Origin of the sequence: Nocardia pseudovaccinii NBRC 100343, from assembly GCF_001613225.1 — a bacterium.
Lineage (GTDB): Bacteria > Actinomycetota > Actinomycetes > Mycobacteriales > Mycobacteriaceae > Nocardia > Nocardia pseudovaccinii.
The window spans coordinates 1-19,367 of sequence record NZ_BDBY01000421.1 but is presented as its reverse complement, the minus strand read 5'-3'; the positions used below and the strand labels follow the sequence as shown (position 1 = coordinate 19,367).

Genomic DNA, 19,367 nt, shown 5'->3' with positions numbered 1-19,367 from the left:
GCGGGCGCGGGCGCGGGCGGCGTCGGCAGCGGGATCAGGAGCAGCAGCAGTGGCGAGGCAGAGCCGACCGCCGCGGAACCGACGGCGGCAGAACCCACAGCGGCAGAACCGGTTGCGGCCGAACCCACACCCGCGGAACCGATACCCGCCGAACCGACCGCGGCCGAACCCGTACCCGCCAGTGCGGATCCGGTGCCGACGCCAGCGGAACCGACTGCGGCAGAACCGGTACCGAGAATGGTGGCAACACCGGCCGAGCCGGTGCCGATGATCGCGCCGACGCCCGCGGAGCCGGTGCCGATGATGGTGCCCACGCCTACCGAGCCACCGCCGAGTAGTGCGCCGAGCAGACCCGTCGCGGCTGAACCGGCTGCGGCTGAACCGGCGGCCGAACCGAGACCGGCGGGGGTCACCCCGGCCGCGGCGTCGGTCGGATCGATCGGCGAACTGACACTCGACTGGCCCGGAATCGTCAGCGGCATCCAGACATCGCCGTTCGAATCCGGCGTCGGATTATTCGGGTCCGCGCACTGCGCACAGGCGCGGCCGGGCTGCGCTTCGGCCGAAACGCCGCCGAATAGCGCAAAACCGGCGACGATCGCAAGTACTGCGACCACACGCGACGTGCGACCAACGGCCATGCGCCAGCCTTCCCCTCATCCGAAATAGCGCAGATCTATTGCCCGGTCGCAACACTTCAGTTCCGGGACTTCAACGAACGGGAGCCCATAGTAAACCCCAGCCCAAATCCGCGCAGTGGCTCGGGCCACGGCGGGTATTCGACACGCCCGACCGGCCACACGCCGGTTCTCGGTCGACCGCCCAGACCATGCCATCGGGAGTTCGGCTGTAATCCCGAACACATTTCCGCATCGATCCCCTACGCGCGCTGGACTAAACGGGCAGACCAGCACGTATGTCGATGCCGCGCAGCGGCGAATCGGACGTGCCCACAGTGGAACCCGGGTCGGTCCGTTCGCCCGGCGACGAACACGCCGCGGACCGCATCCGCGCACCCCTACGGCCAGAACACGAATCGAGGGACGCGCCGACACGACTCCACCGAACCGGAGAGATAAATAGTACGGCTGTACCGATCTGTGTCGGGCGAAGCAACCGTCCAGCTTTCGGTGCTGCCGGAACTATTCGGCGCTCAGGCGCCGTACACCGCCTCCGGCGGAACAGACTTGGCGATCAGGTCGGCGACGACCGGGCCGAGTTCGGCGGGATTCCAGCGAGCGCCGCGGTCCACGGCGGTGCCGTGCCGCCAGCCATCGGCGAGTGCGACCTTGCCGCCCTCGACCTCGAACATCCGGCCGGTGACAGCCGCGGATTGCGCACTGCCGAGCCAGACCACGATCGGCGAGACATTCTCGGGAGCCATCGTGTCGAAGCCGTCCTCGGGTGCGGTCATCATCTCGGCGAAGACGGTTTCGGTCATGCGCGTGCGGGCCGAAGGGGCGATGGCATTGACGGTCACGCCGTAGCGCGCGAATTCGGCCGAAGCGGTGAGGGTCAGGCCCGCGATACCCGCCTTGGCGGCACCGTAATTGCTCTGGCCGACACTGCCCTGCAGGCCCGCGCCGGAGCTGGTGTTGATGATGCGGGCATCGACCGGGCGCCCCGCCTTGGACTCACCGCGCCAGTACTCGATCGCATGGCGCATGGTCGCGAAGTGGCCCTTGAGATGGACCCGGACCACCGCATCCCACTCGTCCTCGCCCAGGTTCACCAGCATGCGGTCGCGCACGAAACCGGCATTGTTGACCAGCACATCCAGGCCGCCGAAGGTGTCGACGGCCTGGCGGATGAGATTGCGGGCGCCGTCCCAGTCCGCGACGTCGTCACCATTGGCCACGGCCTCGCCGCCGAGTGCCTTGATCTCGGCGACGACCTGTTCGGCGGGCGTCTCACCGGTCGCCGCGCCGTTCAGCGCGGAGCCGAGATCATTGACGACCACACGGGCCCCGGCGGCGGCGAAGGCGAGCGCGTGCGCCCGGCCGATACCGCGGCCGGCGCCGGTGACGATGACAATGCGCCCCGCGCAGATCTGCTCGGTGTCCATACCTGTTGTGTCCTCTTCGTTTTCAGGTTCGATTGTTCAGGCCTCAGCGGTCTGCTCGCCGACTTTCGCATTCGACGCCGCGAGGAATGCCGGACGCTCACCGCCGCCGTGCACCAGCAGCGTCGCGCCGCTGACGAAGGCGGCCAGGGATGAGGTCAGGAAGGCGGCGCAGCGGCCGATGTCCTCGGGGCGGGCCATCCGACCGAGCGGGATGGTCGCGCCGACGGCGTCGATACCGTCTTGATCGCCGTAGTGCAGTTCGCTCAGTTCGGTGACGACCGGGCCCACGACCAGCGAATTCACCCGGACTTTCGGCGCCCATTCGACGGCGAGCGAGGAGGTCAGGCTGTCGACGCCCGCCTTGGCCGCGCCATAGGCGGCGGTCCCCGGCGACGGCCGGTGCCCGCTCACACTGGACACCATCACAATGGAGCCGCCGCCCGGCTGCTGCTGCATCACCACATTGGCGGCCTGCGAGACCAACAGGGGCGCGAGCAGATTCAGCTCGACGATCTTGCTGTGGAAGTTCTTGCTGGCATCGGCGGCGAGGGCGAACGGGGCGCCGCCCGCATTGTTGACCAGGTGATCGAGGCGGCCGTGCCGCGCGACGATCGCGTCGACCAACCCCTGCACGGCGTCGGCATCGCGCACATCACAGGGCAGGTATTCGATCTCCCGGCCTTCGTGTTCCACCAGCTCTTCACCGGGTCGTCGAGCGCAGGCCACGACGGTCGCTCCGGCAGCCAGGAAAGCCCTGCTGACGCCCGCGCCCACCCCGCGCACACCGCCGGTGACCAGGACGACGTTGCCGGTGAGGTCTATTTCGAGTGCCACCGTGCTAACCTACCAAGCAACTGCTTGCTTTGCCACCTCGTACACACGATGGGACTTGCGATGGGGATCAACCGTCACTCCGAATCAACCGGCATCACCGTGGTCACGGTCGACTATCCGCCGGTCAACGCCATACCGTCCGACGGCTGGTTCACGCTGGCGGATGAGATCCGCGCGGCCGGTCGCGATCCGGAAACCAAAGTGGTGGTGTTGCGCGCCGAGAACCGCGGCTTCAATGCCGGTGTCGATATCAAGGAGATGCAGCGCACCCCCGGCCATCAGGCGCTGATCGACGCGAATCACGGCTGTTTCGAGGCGTTCGCGGCCGTCTACGACTGCCCGGTGCCGGTGATCGCGGCGGTGCAGGGCTTCTGCCTCGGCGGCGGCATCGGTCTGGTCGGCAATGCCGATGTCGTAATCGCTTCGGATGACGCGACTTTCGGGCTGCCCGAGGTCGACCGCGGTGCGCTCGGTGCGGCCACGCATCTGTCCCGGCTGGTGCCGCAGCATCTGATGCGCGCGCTGTTCTATACCGCGAGCACCATCACCGCACAGCAGTTGCAGCACTTCGGCTCGGTGTACCAGGTGGTGCCGCGCGCCGAACTCGATGCCGCAGCACTGGAGGTCGCCAAGAACATCGCGACCAAGGACAGCCGGGTCATCCGGGCGGCCAAGCGGGCGCTCAATGGCATCGATGTGCAGGACGTGCACCGCAGCTACCGCTACGAACAGGGCTTCACCTTCGAACTGAATCTGGCCGGTGTCGCGGATGAGATCCGTGCGCGGTTCGACGACGATCTGGCCGCGCGCAAGGAAGAGAGCAAGGAAAACTGATGCGGGACAAGCGAATGTCGCTCGACGAGGTCGTCGGCGAACTGCGCAGCGGTATGACCATCGGCATCGGCGGCTGGGGCTCGCGGCGCAAGCCGATGGCGCTGGTGCGGGCCATCCTGCGCTCGGATATCACCGATTTGACCGTGGTCAGCTACGGCGGACCAGATCTCGGTCTGCTGTGTTCGGCGGGCAAGGTGCGCAAGGCGTACTACGGCTTCGTCTCGCTGGATTCGCCGCCGTTCTACGATCCGTGGTTCGCCAAGGCGCGGACGTCCGGCGCGCTGGTGGCGCGGGAGATGGACGAGGGCATGTTGAAATGCGGGCTGGAGGCGGCGGCCGCGCGACTGCCGTTCCTGCCGATCCGCGCCGGTCTCGGATCCGATGTCGTGAATTTCTGGGAGGGCGAGCTGAAGACCGTCGCGTCACCGTATCCGGACGGCGACGGACGAACCGAGACGCTGATCGCGATGCCCGCGCTGAATCTCGATGCGGCGCTCGTGCATTTGAACATCGGCGATAAGCACGGCAATGCCGCCTACACCGGTGTCGATCCGTACTTCGACGACCTGTACTGCCTGGCCGCCGAGCGTCGCTACGTGTCGGTGGAGCAGGTGGTGGAGACCGAGGAACTGGTGAAAGCCGTTCCGCTGCAGTCGTTATTGATCAACCGGATGCTGGTCGACGGTGTAGTCGAGGCGCCCGGCGGCGCGCACTTCACCCTGGCCGCCGACAGCTACGGCCGGGACGAGAAGTTCCAGAAGCACTATGTGGAGTCGGCCAAGACGCCGGAGTCCTGGCAGCAGTTCGTCGACAAGTACCTGGCGGTCTCCGAGGACGAATATCAGGCCGCCGTTCGTGAGTTCACACAGGAGGCGTCGAAGTGACTTCAACCGAAACCGTTACGCGAGCCGAGATCTGCGCCATCGCCTGCGCCGAGATCTTCAGCGGCGCAGGGGAAATCATGGCCTCGCCGATGTCGCCGATGACGATCATCGGCGCGCGGCTGGCCAAGTTGACCACCGAACCGGATCTACTGCTCTCCGATGGTGAGGCGCTGTTCTTCGCCGACACTCCCCCGTTGGGCGGCAAAGCGCCGATCGAGGGATGGATTCCGTTCCGCAAGGTGTTCGATGTGGTGGCCTCCGGGCGGCGCCATGTGGTGATGGGGGCCAATCAGCTAGATCGGTTCGGCAATCAGAATCTGTCGGCATTCGGTCCGTTGCAGCAGCCGACCCGGCAAATGTTCGGTTCCCGCGGTGCGCCGGGCAACACCATCAATCATCCGACCAGCTACTGGGTTTCGCGGCATACGCGCCGGGTGTTCGTCGATCAGGTCGATATCGTCTCCGGCGTCGGCTATGACAAGGTCGATCCGGCCAATCCGGCGTATCGGTTCCATCACCTGCATCGGGTGGTCACCAATTTGGGCGTCTTCGATTTCGCGGGACCCGACCACACGATGCGGGCGCGCAGTCTGCATCCGGGCGTCACCGCCGACGAGGTCGCCGAGAACACCTCGTTCGAGATCGCCGGACTGGCCGAGGCGGGACAAACTCGGCTGCCGACCTCGGAAGAGCTGCGGTTGATCCGCGATGTGCTCGATCCGAGGAAGGTTCGGGAATCAGAGGTGCCGTCATGAGTTCGCTGCGGACACCGCTGACCGAATTGGTCGGCATCGAACATCCGATCGTGCAGACCGGTATGGGTTGGGTGGCCGGGCCGAGCCTGGTGTCGGCGACGGCCGAGGCGGGTGGGCTCGGGATTCTGGCCTCGGCAACCATGACATTCGCCGAATTGGAAGCCGCGATCGCGAAGACCAAGGCGCATACCGGCAAGCCGTTCGGCGTGAATATCCGCGCCGACGCCACGGATGCGCCCGAGCGGATCGATTTGTTGATCCGAGAGAAGGTGGCCGTCGCGTCATTCGCGTTGGCACCGAAGCAGGAACTCATCGCCAAGCTGAAAGATGCCGGTGTGGTGGTGATTCCGTCGATCGGCGCCGCCAAGCACGCGGTGAAGGTCGCGTCTTGGGGCGCCGATGCGGTGATCGTGCAGGGCGGCGAGGGCGGTGGGCATACCGGTCCGGTGGCGACCACGCTGCTGCTGCCGTCGGTGCTGGACGCGGTCGATATTCCGGTGGTCGCGGCAGGCGGATTCTTCGACGGACGAGGTCTGGCGGCCGCATTGGCCTACGGCGCCGCGGGTGTCGCGATGGGTACGCGTTTCCTGCTGACCAAGGAGAGCACCGTGCCCGACGCGGTCAAGCAGGAGTACCTGAAGCGACAACTGCAGGACACCGTGGTCTCGCTCAAGGTCGACGGTATGCCGCACCGGGTGCTGAATACCGAACTCGTTGATCGCCTGGAACATTCGGGGCGCTGGCGGGGGTTGGCCGCCGCGGTCTCCAATGCGGCGAAGTTCAAGGGCATGACCGGCATGAAGTGGTCGACCATGGTCCGTGACGGTCTTGCCATGCGAAAGGCCAAGGACCTCAGCTGGTCTCAGGTCGTGATGGCCGCCAATACCCCGATGCTGCTGCGCGCCGGACTCGTCGAGGGCAACACCCACGCGGGCGTGCTAGCCGCGGGCCAGGTCACCGGCATCATCGACGACCTGCCCACCTGCAAGGAACTCATCGACCGCATCGTCGCCGATGCCGTCACGCGGATCGACACCATCGCCGCGCTGACTGCCGATCACAAGACCGCGCCGAACGCGACCTGATCGAACCCGCGCACAAGTCGGAAACACCGAAATGCCGCCCCTGGAAAGTTCCACGGGCGGCATTTCGTTCTCGGTGCCGACTGATCTCGTGCGCACATGGGTCACTTGTCGGGTACGCCCAGAAAGTGGACCCATCAACCCGCCGCCGACCCGCGAAGCGACGCGCGACTGCAAGGCTGATGCACCGAAAGGCCGCCCCTTGGAATCGCTTCCAAGGGGCGGCCTTTGGTTACTCAGCCGGAGTTGACGAAGGGCTCTCAGCTGAGGCGTTCGATGATCGTGGCGTTGGCGGTGCCGCCACCCTCGCAGATGGTGAGCAGGCCGTAGCGACCGTTGCGGCGTTCCAGCTCATTGAGCAGGGTGGCGAAAAGCTTTGCGCCGGTGGCGCCGAGCGGGTGACCGAGGGCGATCGCGCCGCCGTTGACGTTCACCTTCTCCGGATCGGCGCCGGTCTCCCGCAGCCAAGCGAGCACGACCGGAGCGAAGGCCTCGTTGATCTCGACGGCATCGATATCCTCGATGGTCAGACCGGTCTTCTCCAGCGCCCACTTGGTGGCCGGAATCGGGCCGGTGAGCATCATGATCGGGTCGGCGCCGCGGGCGCTCACATGGTGGATGCGGGCGCGTGGGCGCAGTCCGTATTCCGCGACGGCCCATTCGGAGGCGAGCAGGGTCGCGCTCGCGCCGTCGGAGATCTGGCTGGCGACCGCGGCGGTCAGCGTGCTGCCCTCGGCGAGCACCGGCAGCGACGCCATCTTCTCGAGCGTGGTCTCGCGCGGTCCCTGGTCGATCCAGAAATCGCCGACTGGCACGATCTCACCATCGAAGCGGCCGTTCTTGATGGCATCGCGGGCGCGCTCATGGCTGCGCAATGCCCAGCGCTCCATCTCTTCTCGGCTGATATTCCACTTGTCGGCGATCATCTGCGCACCGTTGAACTGCGAAACCTCGGCGGTGCCATAGCGATGGTCCCAGCCCTGCGCACCGACGAACGGTGCGTCGAACCCATATTCCTTGCCCGCCAACATGGCCGCCGAGATCGGGATGGCGCTCATGTTCTGCACGCCGCCCGCGACGATCACCTCGGCGGTGCCGCTCATGATGGCCTGCGCGCCGAAATTGATGGCCTGCTGGGAGGATCCGCACTGCCGGTCGACGGTGACCCCGGGAACTTCCTCCGGATATCCGGCGGCCAGCCACATGGTGCGGCCGATATTGCCCGCCTGCGGGCCGATATTGTCGACGCAGCCGACGATCACATCGTCGACCACCGCCGGATCGATCGGGTTGCGGTCCAGCAGCCCACGCAGTGCGGCCGCGCCGAGATCGGCCGGATGCACCGCGGCCAGCGCGCCATTGCGCTTGCCGACCGGCGTGCGCACCGCGTCGATCACATAGGCGTCCCGCAGCGGGGTGTACGGGCGGCGAGCGGATGGTGCTGACATGGAGAACTCCTACTTGGTGTTGCCCGGCGGGAGCGACGGGCCCGGAGGCGGTAGCTCGCGTAGCCCACGCTGGGCCACGCGACCGCCGAAATCGACTACGGCACGGTCAGGCCGTCTAGCACGATGGTCAGGTACTGCTTGGCGAGGTTCTCGACGGTGATCGAGCCGCCGGGCTCGTACCACCGCACCGCAACCCAAACCGTGTCCCGGAGGAATCGGTAGGCCAATTCGACGTCGAGTTCCGGCCGGAAGCTGCCGTCCGCGACGCCATTGATCAACACCCGGTGCCACAGCTCACGGAATTCGCGGTTGTAGTCCGCGATATAGGTGAACCGCTCCGAATCGCGCAGGCGCTTGGCCTCGGCCTGGTAGATCGCCACCGCGGCGTGTGAGCGGTCGAAGGATTCGTAGGACGCGATCACCAACGCTTCCAAGGTATCTCGCGAACTCAGCCCGGAGGCCACGATCTCCCGATACCGGCCGAACAGATCGTCGAGGAAGCCGCGCAGAATCTCGTCGACCATCGACTCCTTGGAATCGAAGTGGTGATAGAGGCTCCCCGATAGAATCCCGGCCGCGTCGGCGATATCTCGCACGGTGGTCGCACGCAGTCCACGCTCGGCGAACAGTTGGGCCGCGAGTGCGAGCAATTCATTGCGCCGTGCTGATTTCGAGGCGTCTGGTGCGGTCACACGGCTCATAATACAACCAAGCATTTGCTTGGGCCAGCCGCGTGCCTCGATTGGTCAGCGCATCGAATAGCGCAGTGGTGACGACACCGACAGATCCGCCAGGAGTCGGTCGCAGATCACGACCGGTGAGACCCCTGCGCGCGCCATCCGGGCGACCAGCGCGAGTCTGCGCTCACAGCTGTCCCATTCGACGGTCAGCGGGCTGCGGTCCGGGCCCGCGTCCACGGTGGCCATGACGCGCGGTGGGCCGAATGGGACCGGCTCCTCGATGAGTTTGAGGATCATGCCGCGCTGCCAGGCTCGATAGGTATCCATATCCGCGCCGACCACCAGCTTGTCCGTAGCGGCGCACAAACCTTGGGCGATCTCGTCGGCGAATGCCACGCGATCGAAGCGGAATTTGCGGCATTTGCGGATGACGTCGAGCAGATCCGCTCGCACCTCACACAACAGTGCCGTCTGCCGCCGCCGTCTGCGGTCCTGTTCGGATCCGAGCGATGCGGCACTGAGCCCGACGCGGCAGGCGCGTTCGTAATCACGTGTCATATCGGCACGCAACGCACCGCGCGGATCACGGGCGACCTCGGATTCATCGATCGCATACTGCTCGAGAATCTGGGCGGTCCGGGTCGCGGTCACACGCTCGGACGTGTGGTCCATGAGTTCCGCGCCGAGGGTGAGCGCCGCGAGCACCATGCTGTCCAGACGTCGCCTGGCCAGCACGACTTCGCGCACCAATTCGAGTTCCAGTTGTTCGCGGGCCGGTGGGCGATCCTGCCCCATAGCCATCGCCCCTTAGGGAAGTACGGGATTCGGCCACTCCCAGCATTGCACAGGTATACGGCCCGCGTCCCGGCCTTTTTTACCTGATCAGACGCCCACCTGCCCGACGGATCGCAGAGGTCTGAAAGCGATCGCACAACTGCGCTGTGATGCGGGCAGCCCATGCGTCGCTGCGTGTTCGCGGCCCCGTCTGTCTCGCGTCCGACCCTTTCGAGCGACCTGCAAGCAGTCGCTAGCGGCGCCGCCGAGACGCGCGCCCGCAGCGCATGCGCTTCGCCGAGTCGAGGGTCGCGCCTTCGCACGAATGCGAGACGCGCCGCGAACGGGTCGTTCGTAAGCCTCGCTCCGCTGGGGTCACGTAGATCAGGCCCGCTGGCTGCTTACCGATACCACTTCGCCGGTGAGGTAGCTGGTGTAGTCACTGGCCAGCATGGCGATGGTGGCGGCGACCTCCCAGGGTTCCGCCGCGCGGCCGAAGGCTTCGCGTTCGGAGAGGCGGTCGAGGAGTTCGGTCGAGCTGACCTTGTCCAGGAAGGCGTGCCTGGCGATGCTCGGGGCGACGGCATTGATGCGGACGCCGAGTTCGGCGGCCTCGACGGCACTGCAGCGGGTCAGGGCCATGACTCCGGCCTTGGCGGCGGCGTAGTGCGCCTGGCCGTATTGCGCGCGCCAGCCGAGCACGCTGGCGTTATTGACGATGACACCGCCGTGGCCCGCATCGCGGAAGTAGCCGAGAGCGGCGCGGGTGCAGCGGAAGGTGCCGTTGAGGGTGATGTCGAGGACGCGGTCCCACTGCTCGTCGGTCATATCGACGACCGGGGTCTCGCCGCCGAGTCCGGCGTTGTTGACCATGATGTCGATGCGGCCCAATGCCGTTGCGGCGCCGCGGATCAGCTCGTCGACCTGTTCGGTGCTCTGCACATCGCACACGATCGAAGCGACCCGGCGTTCCGGGAATTCGGCCTTCAGCTCGATCTCGGTTTCGGCGAGACGTCGCTCGTGCCAGTCGGATACGACGACATCGGCGCCCTCGGCGAGCAACCTGCGCGCGGTCGCGGAGCCGATGCCGGTACCCGCCGCCGCGGTGATCACGGCATTGCGTCCGGTCAGCAGACCGTGCCCCGGAATGGGCTGCGGCGCAATGGAAAGTGGTCCATGCCCACCCGTCACCCGACCACCACCCCCCATGGAATCGCTATGCGATGCAGTATTCATCGAGCCTCCCGCGGCAGTCCGAGCACGCGCTCGGAGATGATATTGCGCTGCACTTCGTTCGAACCTCCGTAGATCGTGTCGGCGCGGGTGAACAGATACAGCCGCTGCCATTCGTTGAGATCGTGCTCATCGGCCACCAGACCGGCGGGGCCGAGTACGGCCATGGCCAATTCGCCGAGGCCGCGATGCCAGTTGGCCCACAACAGCTTCGAAACCGAGGCCTGGCCGCCGTCGTCCGCGGTGCTGTCCTGCATGGTCCGCAGCGCGTGCGCGCGCAGCACACGTAGGCCGACCCATGCCTTATCGATACGGTCGGCGATCAACGGGTCGTCGGCCGCGCCGGCGCGGCGGGCCAATGCCTCGATATCGGCCAGTTCGCGAGCGAATCGGATCTGCTGGCCGAGGGTGGAGATGCCGCGCTCGAAGGTGAGCGTGCCCATGGCGATGCGCCAACCGTCACCGGGTTCGCCGACGACCAGGTCCGCGGCGGTTCGGGCATCATCGAAGAAGACCTCGTTGAATTCCGAGGTGCCGGTCAGCTGGATGATGGGGCGGACCTCGATACCGGGCTGATGCATCGGAACCAGCAGGTAGGAAAGGCCCTTGTGCCGCGTCGAACCCTTTTCGGTGCGCGCGACCACGAAGCACCAGTCGGCCACATGGGCCAGCGAAGTCCAGATCTTCTGACCGTTGATCGACCATTCGTCGCCGTCGAGCTGGGCGCTGGTGGTGATGGCCGCCAGGTCCGAGCCCGCGCCGGGTTCGGAGTAGCCCTGGCACCACAGCTCGGTCACATTCCGGACGCCCGGCAGGAACCGCTCCTTCTGCGCCTGGGTACCGAAGGCCAATACCGTCGGACCGAGCAGTTCCTCACCGACGTGGGAAACCCGCGCGGGCGCGTTCGCCTTGGCGTATTCCTCATGGAAGATCACCTGCTGGCGCACCGAGGCCTCGCGCCCGCCCCACTCCTTGGGCCAGCCGAGGCAGGTCCAGCCTGCGGCGGCCAGATGCCGGTCCCAGGCGAGTCGTTCCTCGAAGGCCTCGTGTTCGCGGCCGGGCCCGCCGAGTCCGCGCAGCGCACGGAACTCGCCGTCGAGGTTCTCGGCCAACCACTCGCGCACTTCTGCGGAAAACCGCGCGTCCTGTGCCGCAGTGTCGGAATCTGAGGTCTGGATAGCAACCACGCCGGTAGGATAACCTACCAAGCACTTGCTTTGTTAGAGCCGGACCGCTTTTATCGAGCAAAGGCAGCAAAAGACCCCGCCGACGGTGAGGACACCCGTGACAACCCCTGCACAAACGACACCCATGGCACTGCACGATGCCGCGCGCACGTTCGGCACCGCACCCGCCCTCGGCGACGGCGACGTACGGCTGGACTGGGCGCAGTTGCTGGCGGCGGTGCAGGAGGTGGCGCGGGCGCTGATCGCCCGTGGCGTGCGGCCAGGCGATCGAGTCGCCATGTGGGCGCCGAATACCTATCACTGGGTGATCGCCGCACTGGCCGCGCACTACGCGGGCGCGGCCTTGGTGCCGTTGAATACCCGCTATGTCGCGGACGAGGCGGCCGATGTGCTGGAGCGGGTCGAGGCCAAGGCGCTGTTCATTGCCGGGACCTTCCTCGGCAGGGATCGGTTGGCCGAATTGCGTGCCGCAGCACCGGAATTGCATATCGATACGGTGGTGGTCATTCCGGTCGAGTGCGATACCGACGATCCCACCGCGCTGAACTGGTCGCAGCTGGCGGAAATAGCCGAATCCGTCCCGTCGGCCGATGCCGTGAAGCGTGCCGAGGATGTCGACCCCGAGGATATTTCCGACATCCTGTTCACCTCCGGCACCACCGGACGCAGCAAGGGCACATTGGTCGCGCATCGGCAGGCACTGTCGGTGGTGCGAGCCTGGGCCGAATGCACCACGCTCGACAGCTCCGATCGCTATCTGGTGGTCAGCCCGTTCTTCCACAACTTCGGTTACAAGGCGGGCATTCTCGCGTGCCTGGTGACCGGCGCGACGATCATTCCGCAGGCGACCTTCGACGTGCCGGTGACCATGCGATTGGTCGGCGAAGAGAAGGTCACGGTATTGCCCGGACCGCCGACCATCTACCAGACCATCCTGGACTTCCCGGACCGGGACGACTTCGACCTGAGCACCCTGCGGGTCGCCGTCACCGGCGCCGCGACCGTACCGGTGGTGCTGGTCGAGCGCATGCGTTCGGAACTCGACTTCGATGTCGTCATCACCGGCTACGGACTGTCCGAGGCCGCCGGTTTCGGCACCATGTGCCGCGCGGACGACGATGCCGCGACCATCGCGGGTACTTGCGGCCGACCGATCGCCGATTTCGAACTGCGGCTGAGCCCGGAAGGTGAGGTGCTGCTGCGCGGCCCGAATGTCATGCTCGGCTACCTCAACGATCCGGAGAGCACCGCAGAAACCATCGACACCGAGGGCTGGCTGCACACCGGCGATATCGGCACGATCGACGAGCGCGGCTATCTGAAGATCACCGATCGACTCAAGGATATGTACATCTCCGGCGGATTCAATGTGTATCCGGCAGAGGTGGAACAGGCGCTGGCCCGGCTCGACGGGGTGGCCGAATCCGCCGTCATCGGCGTCTCGGATACCCGAATGGGCGAGGTGGGCAAGGCCTTTGTGGTGCGCAAGCCCGGCGCGGGACTCACCGAGGAGCAGGTGCGCGCACATGCGAGCACGGTGCTGGCGAATTTCAAGGTGCCGCGGTTCATCGAATTCCGGGACCAATTGCCCTATAGCGCGGCCGGGAAAGTGCTGAAACGTGAACTACGTGAGGAGAAATCGTAATGTCCGAGATCCCCTATGAGCCGGACGTCGTCACGTACGAACGGCGCGGGCGGGTCGCCATCGTGACGCTCAACCGGCCCGACTACCGCAATGCGCAGAACTCGGTGATGACCTACGCCATCGACGCCGCCTTCGAGCGCGCGGTCGAGGATCCCGAGGTCGGCGTAATCGTCCTGGCGGGCAATGGAAAACACTTCAGCGCCGGGCACGATATCGGCACTCCCGGCCGTGATCACCATGTGCGGTACCAGAACAAGGCCGCGCTCTGGTGGGATCACGTCGACAAGGTCGGCGGTGACCAGCGTTTCGCGCGCGAGCTCGAGGTGTACCTCGGCATGTGCAGGCGCTGGCGGGAAATTCCGAAGCCGACCATTGCCATGGTGCAGGGCGCCTGCATCGCGGGCGGGCTCATGCTGGCCTGGGTCTGTGATCTGATCATCGCTTCCGACGACGCCTTCTTCTCCGATCCCGTTGTGCGCATGGGCATTCCGGGTGTGGAGTACTTCGCCCACCCGTGGGTGATGGGTCCGCGCGCTGCCAAGGAGTTCCTGTTCACCGGTGACCGCTTCGATGCGGCCCAAGCCAAGGAGTGGGGCATGGTCAATCGCGTCGTGTCGCGCGACCAGCTCGAGACCGAAACCCTCGAACTGGCCGAAAAGATCGCCACCATGCCGCAATTCGGGCTCGCGCTGACCAAGAAGGCGGTCAACCAGGCCGAGGATCTGATGGGCATGCGGGCGGGCATGGATTCGGTATTCGGCCTGCATCACTTCGCACATGCGCACAATGCCGAGGTCGGCGCGGATTCGCTCGGCGGCATGAACGCCAAGTCGATGAAGGCCAACGCGACGACGGCCTCGACGTCCGAGCAGAACGGGACAACGTAGTGGATCTGGATCTCGATCAGGCGACGCAGGAATTCCAGCGGGAAGTCCGCGAATTCCTCGCCGCCGCCAAACCCGCGAAGCCGCTGCCTTCGATGGATACCAAGGCCGGGTTCGAGGCGCATCGCGAATGGGAGCGCACGCTCGCCGAGGCGCGGCTGTCGGTCGTCGCCTGGCCGCGGGAGTACGGCGGGCGCGATGCCGCACTGCTGGAGTGGGTGCTCTTCGAGCAGGAGTACTACGCCGCCGGTGCGCCGGGGCGGGTCAGCCAGAACGGCATATTCCTGCTGGCGCCGACACTTTTCGAGCACGGCACACCGGAGCAGTTGGAACGGATCATGCCGCGGATGGCGCGCGGTGACGATATCTGGGCGCAGGCCTGGTCCGAGCCGGAGGCGGGCAGCGATCTGGCCGGTATCCGCTCGACCGCGCGACGCACCACCGGCGGCTGGCTATTGAGCGGTCAGAAGACGTGGAGTTCGCGCGCGACATTCGCGGACTGGGCCTTCGGGCTGTTCCGCAGCGATCCCGAAGCTGTGTCCGATTCGGCGGATGCGGGGCCCTCCGTGGTTACGCAGGCTGCCGCCTCCGGGCCTGACCGCAGCCGCCGGGGGCGCCATCGCGGACTCACCTATGTGATGTTCCCGCTCTCCGCGGACGGTGTTTCGGTGCGGCCGATTCCGCAGTTGGACGGGGAACCCGGCTTCGCGGAGATCTTCCTCGACGATGTCTTCGTGCCGGATCGCGATGTGATCGGCGAGCCCGGCGACGGCTGGCGGGTCGCGATGAGTACGTCGAGCAATGAGCGCGGACTGTCGCTGCGGTCGCCGGGCCGATTCAGCGCCACCGCGCAGCGCCTCATCGATCTCTGGCTCGACACCGGCGACCGCACCAATACCGCGCAGCGCGATGCGGTGGTGGACGCCTGGATCGGCAGCGAGGCCTATCGGCTGCACACCTTCGGCACGGTCACCCGGTTGAACGAGGGCGGCAAGCTGGGCGCGGAATCCTCTATCACCAAGGTGTTCTGGTCCGAATTGGATATCGCCATGCACGAGACCGCGCTGGAGGTACTCGGCGGTGCGGCCGAGCGGGCCGGGTCGTGGACCGACGGCTATCTGTTCTCGCTGTCCGGCCCGATCTACGCCGGTACCAATGAGATTCAGCGAAATATCATCGCCGAGCGGCTGCTCGGACTACCGAGAGGGAGCAGCCGATGAGATTCGCGCTCAGCCCGGAACAACTCGACTTCGGCACCAGCCTGCGCAAGCTGCTCGACGCCGGACGGACACCAGCCGCGGTGCGCAACTGGGCCGCGGGCGATCCCCGGCCCGGACGCGCTCTCATACGGCAGCTGGCCGGTGCGGGTGCGCTCGGACTTGCCGTCGAGGAGCAGCACGGCGGTGTCGGTGCGGAGCCGATCGATCTCGTCGTCGCATTCCAGGAGATCGGCCGCGCCGCCGCACCCGGACCGCTGGTCGAGACGGCGGCCGCGATACCCGCCCTGCTGCAAGCCCTTCCGGATACCGCACTGGCCGCACGCTGGCTGCCCGAGTTCGCGGACGGTGCGGCGCTGGGCACACTGGCATTCACCTCGGCCGAGCACGGCACAGTCGCGTTGGATGCGGACACCGCCGACGTGGTGCTTATCGCCGACGGTAATCAACTCCGCACCGGACAGCGCGCGGGTCTGGTGCGATCGGTCGATCCGGCGCGGCGACTGTTCGTCATCGAATCCGATGCCGTTGTCGCCGAAGGTGAGCAGGTGCTCGAGGCGGTTGGGGCCGCCTTCGATTCCGGTGCGCTGGCCAATGCGGCGCAATTGCTCGGCGCCGGCCGCGCATTGCTGGCCGCGGCGACCGAATATGCCAAGCAGCGCAAGCAGTTCGGTAAGCCGATCGGCGAATTCCAGGCCGTGAAGCAGAAGCTGGCCGATGTGCTGATCGGGCTGGATCTGGCCGAGCCGCTGCTCTATCGGGCGGCATTGACAATGAGTGAATCCACACGCGGGCGCGATGTTTCGGCAGCCGTGATCGCGTGCGGCGATGCGGCCTATCGGGCGGCACGCGCGGCGCTGCAGGTGCACGGTGCGATCGGGTACACCGCCGAGTACGACCTGTCGCTGTGGTTGACCAGGGTGACCGCGCTGCGGTCGGCCTGGGGTACACCGGATCTGCACCGTTCCCGGATCTCCCGCGCACTGCGCGACGAGGCCGTCCGGGACCGAGCCTTGCGAGGTATCGGATGAAAAGCACCGAACATCAGGAATTCATCGCCTCGGTCCGGGCGCTGCTTACCAAGCACGCCGGGTCAGCCGCGGTGCGCGCGGCAATGGATACCGAACTCGGCTATGACGAGACGTTGTGGCGGCTGCTGTGCGAGCAGGTCGGTGTCGCGGCGCTGGCGATTCCGGAGGAGTACGGCGGATTCGGCGCCAGCTTGGTCGAATCCCTGTTGGTGGTGACCGAATTGGGGCGCACGCTGGCCGGGGTGCCGATGCTGGGTTCGGCCGTGCTCGGTGCGCAGGCGGTGCTGTTGTCCGGTGACAGTGCGGCGTGTGAGCGGCTGCTGCCCGAGGTTGCCGAAGGCGCCCGCACGATCGCCGTGTGCTGGGCGGGCACCGGCGGGTGGGATGAGCCGGGTGTGCATTCGGAAGGCGAAATACTGTCCGGCACAGCGCATTACGTGCTCGATGGGTTGCATGCCGACACTCTCGTCGTGGTAACATCCGACGGACTGTTCGAGGTCGAGTCGGGAGCTGCGGGCGTCACCCGACGTGCCATCCCGACTATGGATCCCACTCGCAAGCTCGCCGAAATCACGTTTGCGGCGGTTGCGGCGCGGCGGCTCGCTTCGGCGGACCCGGCGCTCACCGCCCGGCTGCACGAAATCGCCTGGGCCGCAGTGGCTGCCGAGCAGATCGGTGCCGCCGAACGATGCCTGGAGATGACGGTCGAGTACGCCAAGTCCCGGGTGCAGTTCGGGCGGGCGATCGGCAGCTTCCAGGCGCTCAAGCACCGCATGGCGGATATGTACGTGCTGGTGGAGTCGGCCAAATCCGCGTCCTACGCGGCGACGGTCGCGGTGGCGGAGCAGAGCCCGTCCGCCGCCGAGGATGTCTGGGTGGCGCGGACGCACTGTTCGGAGACGTTCACGACCATCGTGGCCGAGATGGTGCAGTTGCACGGCGGCATCGCCATTACCTGGGAACATGACGCGCATTTGTTCTTCAAGCGCGCACATGGTGATGCGGAGTTGTTCGGGCAGCCGCGCAGGCCGCTCACACCAACCGCCTGAGAGGAACGCACCCCGGTGGAGTGGCGATTGCGTCCACGCAATCGCCACATCCTCTCACATCGAGAGTTTTGCGACGACCGCGTGAACCACCACGGTCCGGATTCGGAGGGGCTTTCATGCTTCTCGAAAATGTCCGAATCGTGGTCTCCACGGCGGATAGCCATACCGGCTACGCGGAAATCAGAACGCGACACCGACCCAACCGGCGAAGCTGGACAGACTGTCGGTGCGTCGTCGTTCAGCCGCCGCGATTCCGTGCAGCGTCTCGCGTACCGAGGGGTGCAAGCGGGTCTGCTGTGGTGCAATCCGCCGCGCATGGTTCAGCGTCTTCAGCGCCTTTTCTGGTTGACCTGAGAGCAGCCACGCCCGCGCTGTGTCCTGCCAGTGGTGCCCCGCGCGGGGTGGCGCTATGCCTGCCGGAAGCACCAACGCCGATCCTTCCCGTGCGGCCTTGCCTGGATCGCCCGCCTCGAGCTCGACCGCGCACGAATGAATGCCGACATTCGCGGGGCCGAAAAGTGTTCCGTACAAGTCGCTTTCACCGTTCATCGACTGTGCAAGCTGCCCGGCTTCGGCGATATGTGCGCGGGCCACATCGGTGCGGAATCCCCGAGCCGCGACGATCGCCCCGCACAGGTGCCCGTATCCCCGGACCGCGTTGGATGCCTCGGTGTCGCCAGCAATCATGTCGAGTCCCTGATCTATCAGCGTGAGTCCGACATCATTTGCGTTGTGGTACATGAGGATTCGGGCTCGTTTGATCTTCGCTTGCGCCGCGTACAGCGGGTCATCGGCTTGTGCCGCTACCCATTCGAGCCGGTCTAGCACGGGCACTGTCATGTTCATGTACCCGAATCGTCGACACAACCGTTCCGCGGTGACATGTGCCGCCGACAGCAGCGTAAACACCCTGCCGCGTTCGGCATCGGTACCCGCCGCGTGTAGTGCCCCATACATCTGCCGAATCAGAATCGGAAGCCGCGCCAAAGCGGCCCGGCCGCGATCGTCTCGGTAGTCGCGATCAACTGCGGCCATGTCGGCAGACAACTCTGCCAGCGTCGGCGGCTCGACACCTTGCACATATTGCCCTTCGGCCAGCAGTGCTCGCAGATCGGTCAGACCTTCGAGCGGCCCTTCCGTTTCGATCGTGTCGTAATAGGGCGTACCCGTGAGCTGTTCGGGCTCGACCCCCAACGCTCGCGCCACAGCAGCCGTAAACGCGGGTGACGCTGGTTCACGGCCCTGCTCGACCGCCCGCAGCAGCGAGAGGCTGTAGTTCGCTTTCTGCGCCAACTGGATTTGTTTCAGTCCGGCTAGCTTGCGTTCAACCGCGATGCGGTGGCCTACGTGGGTCACGACGGACTCCCTAGCATTCGGGCACGACTTCGGCATCTACAGCCGAGACTACCGGCCGCGACCAGGGCGTTGCGAGTTGTCACCAGGTTGTCACTCGCGGCTCTCGTATGCCCATAACGTCGGATTGAGCACCTCCCGGCAGGGCGCGGCCCACAGTGCACCGCACACCAAACGATGTGGTTGGTGCCCGCTTGGGGAGTGCAGCCAACGACAAGGGGAGCAGACCGTGACTGCGAGCGACCTTCCGCAACGAGTTCCGTTCGTCGGCCCACCACGGCCCGAGCTCCATGCGTGGTGGAAACCGCCCAGCGCCGAACTGATCGCGCTATTCGGCGATGCGCTCAGCGAGTTCGAGTTTCACACCGCCCCCGAAGAGTCGTCCCGGTGCCGGGGTGTCGAGTCCCCCGGC

18 protein-coding genes and 1 pseudogene are annotated in these 19,367 nt (G+C 66.2%); 10 read left to right on the top strand and 9 right to left on the bottom strand.

Going from position 1 to position 19,367, the window contains the following annotated elements:
* From NP3_RS44385 to NP3_RS44375, 3 genes and pseudogenes are all read right to left on the bottom strand, one after another.
* A pseudogene (locus NP3_RS44385) lies at positions 1 to 641 on the bottom strand (hypothetical protein); the annotation flags it as partial.
* A gap of 512 nt (positions 642 to 1,153) precedes the next feature.
* Positions 1,154 to 2,065, bottom strand: coding sequence for an SDR family oxidoreductase (locus NP3_RS44380; RefSeq protein ID WP_063047701.1), 912 nt, complete (start codon positions 2,063 to 2,065; stop codon positions 1,154 to 1,156).
* 36 nt (positions 2,066 to 2,101) lie between these two features.
* On the bottom strand, positions 2,102 to 2,899 hold the full coding sequence (locus tag NP3_RS44375; protein WP_063047700.1) for an SDR family oxidoreductase: 798 nt from the start codon (positions 2,897 to 2,899) through the stop codon (positions 2,102 to 2,104).
* Positions 2,900 to 2,959: 60 nt separating this feature from the next.
* On the opposite strand from NP3_RS44375, the gene NP3_RS44370 reads away from it, so the two are divergent.
* The 4 genes from NP3_RS44370 to NP3_RS44355 are packed head-to-tail and all read left to right on the top strand — an operon-like array spanning position 2,960 to position 6,457.
* The gene (locus NP3_RS44370) at positions 2,960 to 3,733 is read left to right on the top strand and encodes an enoyl-CoA hydratase family protein (protein ID WP_063047705.1); all 774 of its coding nucleotides are present in this window, start codon (positions 2,960 to 2,962) and stop codon (positions 3,731 to 3,733) included.
* Complete coding sequence (locus NP3_RS44365; RefSeq protein WP_218025067.1) at positions 3,733 to 4,617, top strand: CoA transferase subunit A; 885 nt, start codon at positions 3,733 to 3,735, stop codon at positions 4,615 to 4,617. The genes NP3_RS44370 and NP3_RS44365 overlap by 1 nt, the downstream gene beginning before the upstream one ends.
* Positions 4,614 to 5,372 carry a CoA-transferase subunit beta gene (locus NP3_RS44360; RefSeq protein WP_063047699.1) on the top strand — a complete coding sequence of 253 codons (759 nt, stop codon included), beginning with the start codon at positions 4,614 to 4,616 and terminating at the stop codon, positions 5,370 to 5,372. The genes NP3_RS44365 and NP3_RS44360 overlap by 4 nt, the downstream gene beginning before the upstream one ends.
* Positions 5,369 to 6,457 (top strand): NAD(P)H-dependent flavin oxidoreductase, encoded by a 1,089-nt coding sequence (locus tag NP3_RS44355; protein ID WP_063047698.1) that lies wholly within the window; start codon positions 5,369 to 5,371, stop codon positions 6,455 to 6,457. The genes NP3_RS44360 and NP3_RS44355 overlap by 4 nt, the downstream gene beginning before the upstream one ends.
* A 257-nt stretch (positions 6,458 to 6,714) precedes the next feature.
* Here the strand turns inward: NP3_RS44355 and NP3_RS44350 are convergent, their stop codons facing one another.
* The 5 genes from NP3_RS44350 to NP3_RS44330 form a co-directional block, all read right to left on the bottom strand.
* Positions 6,715 to 7,902, bottom strand: coding sequence for an acetyl-CoA C-acetyltransferase (locus NP3_RS44350; RefSeq protein WP_373864840.1), 1,188 nt, complete (start codon positions 7,900 to 7,902; stop codon positions 6,715 to 6,717).
* 95 nt (positions 7,903 to 7,997) lie between these two features.
* On the bottom strand, positions 7,998 to 8,603 hold the full coding sequence (locus NP3_RS44345) for a TetR/AcrR family transcriptional regulator (RefSeq protein WP_063047702.1): 606 nt from the start codon (positions 8,601 to 8,603) through the stop codon (positions 7,998 to 8,000).
* Positions 8,604 to 8,648: 45 nt separating this feature from the next.
* Entirely contained in the window at positions 8,649 to 9,377 is a 729-nt protein-coding gene (locus NP3_RS44340) for a hypothetical protein (RefSeq protein WP_063047697.1), read from the bottom strand.
* A 363-nt stretch (positions 9,378 to 9,740) separates the two neighbouring features.
* Positions 9,741 to 10,547, bottom strand: coding sequence for an SDR family oxidoreductase (locus NP3_RS44335; RefSeq protein ID WP_245721382.1), 807 nt, complete (start codon positions 10,545 to 10,547; stop codon positions 9,741 to 9,743).
* Between the two features lie 41 nt (positions 10,548 to 10,588).
* A complete protein-coding gene (locus NP3_RS44330) occupies positions 10,589 to 11,776 on the bottom strand; it encodes an acyl-CoA dehydrogenase family protein (protein ID WP_063047695.1) in 1,188 nt (395 codons plus the stop codon).
* 97 nt (positions 11,777 to 11,873) lie between these two features.
* Between NP3_RS44330 and NP3_RS44325 the strand changes: the two genes are divergently transcribed.
* Genes NP3_RS44325 through NP3_RS44305 form a run of 5 tightly spaced genes read left to right on the top strand, consistent with a single transcriptional unit; the run spans position 11,874 to position 17,602 of the window.
* Entirely contained in the window at positions 11,874 to 13,421 is a 1,548-nt protein-coding gene (locus tag NP3_RS44325) for a FadD3 family acyl-CoA ligase (protein WP_373864839.1), read from the top strand.
* Positions 13,421 to 14,308, top strand: coding sequence for an enoyl-CoA hydratase (locus NP3_RS44320; protein WP_063047693.1), 888 nt, complete (start codon positions 13,421 to 13,423; stop codon positions 14,306 to 14,308). The genes NP3_RS44325 and NP3_RS44320 overlap by 1 nt, the downstream gene beginning before the upstream one ends.
* Positions 14,308 to 15,525 (top strand): acyl-CoA dehydrogenase family protein, encoded by a 1,218-nt coding sequence (locus NP3_RS44315; RefSeq protein ID WP_063047692.1) that lies wholly within the window; start codon positions 14,308 to 14,310, stop codon positions 15,523 to 15,525. Before NP3_RS44320 ends, NP3_RS44315 begins: the two co-directional genes overlap by 1 nt.
* The gene (locus tag NP3_RS44310) at positions 15,522 to 16,553 is read left to right on the top strand and encodes an acyl-CoA dehydrogenase family protein (protein WP_063047691.1); all 1,032 of its coding nucleotides are present in this window, start codon (positions 15,522 to 15,524) and stop codon (positions 16,551 to 16,553) included. The genes NP3_RS44315 and NP3_RS44310 overlap by 4 nt, the downstream gene beginning before the upstream one ends.
* A complete protein-coding gene (locus tag NP3_RS44305) occupies positions 16,550 to 17,602 on the top strand; it encodes an acyl-CoA dehydrogenase family protein (RefSeq protein ID WP_063047690.1) in 1,053 nt (350 codons plus the stop codon). The genes NP3_RS44310 and NP3_RS44305 overlap by 4 nt, the downstream gene beginning before the upstream one ends.
* A 180-nt stretch (positions 17,603 to 17,782) precedes the next feature.
* On the opposite strand, the gene NP3_RS44300 is transcribed toward NP3_RS44305, so the two are convergent.
* Positions 17,783 to 18,958 (bottom strand): helix-turn-helix domain-containing protein, encoded by a 1,176-nt coding sequence (locus tag NP3_RS44300; RefSeq protein WP_245721381.1) that lies wholly within the window; start codon positions 18,956 to 18,958, stop codon positions 17,783 to 17,785.
* 226 nt (positions 18,959 to 19,184) lie between these two features.
* Between NP3_RS44300 and NP3_RS50105 the strand changes: the two genes are divergently transcribed.
* The coding region (locus NP3_RS50105; protein WP_218025066.1) for a hypothetical protein at positions 19,185 to 19,367 on the top strand (183 nt) is incomplete at its 3' end.

Bases quoted from the DNA above. Each gene is read 5' to 3' on its own strand.
- NP3_RS44355 (WP_063047698.1), top strand. From the start codon at position 5,369: ATGAGTTCGCTGCGGACACCGCTGACCGAATTGGTCGGCATCGAACAT.
- NP3_RS44365 (WP_218025067.1), top strand. From the start codon at position 3,733: ATGCGGGACAAGCGAATGTCGCTCGACGAGGTCGTCGGCGAACTGCGC.
- NP3_RS44345 (WP_063047702.1), bottom strand. From the start codon at position 8,603: ATGAGCCGTGTGACCGCACCAGACGCCTCGAAATCAGCACGGCGCAAT.
- NP3_RS44380 (WP_063047701.1), bottom strand. From the start codon at position 2,065: ATGGACACCGAGCAGATCTGCGCGGGGCGCATTGTCATCGTCACCGGC.
- NP3_RS44305 (WP_063047690.1), top strand. From the start codon at position 16,550: ATGAAAAGCACCGAACATCAGGAATTCATCGCCTCGGTCCGGGCGCTG.
- NP3_RS44350 (WP_373864840.1), bottom strand. From the start codon at position 7,902: ATGTCAGCACCATCCGCTCGCCGCCCGTACACCCCGCTGCGGGACGCC.
- NP3_RS44310 (WP_063047691.1), top strand. From the start codon at position 15,522: ATGAGATTCGCGCTCAGCCCGGAACAACTCGACTTCGGCACCAGCCTG.
- NP3_RS44340 (WP_063047697.1), bottom strand. From the start codon at position 9,377: ATGGGGCAGGATCGCCCACCGGCCCGCGAACAACTGGAACTCGAATTG.
- NP3_RS44370 (WP_063047705.1), top strand. From the start codon at position 2,960: ATGGGGATCAACCGTCACTCCGAATCAACCGGCATCACCGTGGTCACG.
- NP3_RS44320 (WP_063047693.1), top strand. From the start codon at position 13,421: ATGTCCGAGATCCCCTATGAGCCGGACGTCGTCACGTACGAACGGCGC.